This window comes from Streptomyces sp. W16 (genome assembly GCF_033194735.1).
GTDB lineage: Bacteria > Actinomycetota > Actinomycetes > Streptomycetales > Streptomycetaceae > Streptomyces.
In genome coordinates this window covers 1-2,289 of the sequence record NZ_JAWOAI010000907.1, presented here as the reverse complement: position 1 = coordinate 2,289, position 2,289 = coordinate 1, and the positions used below count along the sequence as shown (strand labels likewise).

The window sequence follows — 2,289 nt, the reverse complement described above, 5'->3', positions numbered from 1 at the left end:
GATCCGCGCCGCGCTGCCGCCGGTGCTCACCGCCGTGCGCCAACGTCTCGCCGCTCCCGGGCTCATGCTCGACCTCGGCCCGTACATCAGCCTCCCCGCGTTCCGGAAGACGGCGGGCACCCCCACCGAGACCGGCCCGGGATTCGAGCGCTACGGCGCCGTCGTCCTCGCCACCCACGACGACCAGCCGGCCCCGGGCATCCGTGTCGACCTCCTCGACGAGGCCGGTCAGGACCCCTACCTGCCCGCGGCCCGCGTCAACGACCAGCCCTTCCCGGCCGAGGTCGCCCTGCGGCTGGTCCGCGACCCCCGTTTCGCGGCCCTCCTCGCCGATCCCGGCGAGCCGATCGCGGGCGAGTGGGACAAGGACGGCACCTGGTGGCCCCAGCACCCGGGCCACTCCGTGCCGGACCTGGTCGTCGAGGCGGCCAAGGAGTACGGACTCGGTGAGGACGCGGCCACGCTGTATCTGATGCTGCTCGCCATGCCCGACCCGACCGACCGCACGACGGCCCGGTGGACGGGGTGGAAGCCGGCCCGGCTCAAGGCGGCCCGCGCCGAACTGGCCGCCACCGACCTCGTGGTCGAGGCCACCCGGACCAGGGCCGGCCGCTCGCTCTTCCTGCCCGGCGGCTGGGCCGAACAGCCGTCCCCGCGCGTTCCCCTGGAGCGCTGGAAGCTGCCGCTCTTCGACATCGTCGAGGGCGATCACGCGTCCTTCGGCGTGATCGTGCCGACCGAACCGGTCGCGGACCTGTACCGCAGAGCCTGGCAGCGGGTCGGCGACGGCGACGCACCCCGGTTCGAGGAGCTGAAGGTGCGACGGGGCCGCCGCCGCTGACGGCCGCCGCGCAAGGGGCGCTGGAAACCACCGGCGCCCCTCCTTCCCTCCCTCACCCATCGACGATCAACTGACCTACCCAGCAAGGACATTCATGACCCTCACCGACACGGCGACGGCCCTGCCCGCCCGGCAGACCCTGCCGGCCGAAGAGCGCCACGCCACCGAACTCGCCTTCCTCGCCGCCCACGACGAGGGGCCGCGCCCGCCCGGCTGGCTGCTGACGCCCCGATCCGTCATCACCTTCGTGTGCGGCAGCGCCGGCGAAGCCCTCAAGCTGCCCAAGCCCCACGAGACGCTGCCCGGTGAACTCGTCGTAGCCCCCAAGTTCGTCGGTGAACGCGCCCTGGTGGAGCGGTGCGTGGTCACGCTCGCCGGAGAACGCGGACTGCTGCTGGTCGGTGAACCGGGCACGGCCAAGTCGATGCTCTCGGAGCTGCTGGCGGCGGCCGTCTGCGGCACCAGCGCGCTGACCGTGCAGGGCACCGCGGGCACCACCGAGGACGCCCTGCGCTACGGCTGGAACTACGCCCTCCTCCTCGCACAGGGCCCCACTCCCCAGGCGCTGGTGGACTCGCCCGTGCTCGGCGCGATGCGCTCGGGACTGGTGGCGCGCGTCGAGGAGATCACCCGCTGCCTGCCGGAGGTGCAGGACGCGCTGGTGTCGATCCTCTCCGACCGGCGGATGAGCGTGCCCGAGCTGTCCGGCACGGACGCAGCGCAGGTCGCCGCCGCTCCCGGCTTCACCGTCATCGCCACCGCGAACCTGCGCGACCGCGGTGTGTCGGAGATGTCGGCCGCGCTCAAGCGCCGCTTCAACTTCGAGACGGTGCACCCGATCGCGGACGTCGACGCCGAGACCGCGCTCGTGAAGCGGCAGGCTGTCGCGGCCGTCGAGCGGGCGGGCGCGGCCTTCGACGTCGACGACGCGGTGCTCGACGTCCTGGTGACCGTCTTCCGTGATCTGCGGGCCGGGCGTTCGGCCGAGGGCTGGGACGTGGAGCGTCCCGGCACGGTGATGTCCACGGCGGAGGCGGTGCAGGTCGCCGTGTCCCTCGGGGTGGCCACCGCCTACCTGCCCGCCGGGGACCCCCTCGACCTGGTGCCCGGGCATCTCCTGGGCGTGGTCCGCAAGGACGATCCCACCGACCACGCACGCCTGTTGGGCTACTGGGACGGCCCGGTGCGCCGCCGCGCCGAGGACGGTTCGGCGACCTGGCGCCGCCTCTGGGACCTGCGGGAGAACCTTCGGTGACGATCGCTCAGGACCCCAGGGCCGCGCTCGACACCCTGGCCGACTCCGTGGTGCCGTATCTGCTGGGTGTACGGCACCACAGCCCGGCGCTCGCCGCCGCCGTGCCCGCGCTGCTGGACGCGGCCGGCGCCGAGGTGGTGTGCGTGGAACTTCCGGTGGACTTCCAGCCGTGGCTGACCCACCTCGGCGCGCC

General features: G+C 73.6%; 2 protein-coding genes and 1 pseudogene. All 3 read left to right on the top strand.

The window, feature by feature from the left end; all coding sequences use genetic code 11:
• Positions 1-841: pseudogene (locus tag R6V09_RS51255) on the top strand (DNA-binding protein); the annotation flags it as partial.
• Between the two features lie 94 nt (positions 842-935).
• The gene (locus tag R6V09_RS51250) at positions 936-2,096 is read left to right on the top strand and encodes an ATP-binding protein (RefSeq protein ID WP_317888270.1); all 1,161 of its coding nucleotides are present in this window, start codon (positions 936-938) and stop codon (positions 2,094-2,096) included.
• On the top strand, positions 2,093-2,289 hold a 197-nt coding region (locus R6V09_RS51245), incomplete at its 3' end, for a hypothetical protein (protein ID WP_317888269.1). The genes R6V09_RS51250 and R6V09_RS51245, both read left to right, overlap by 4 nt.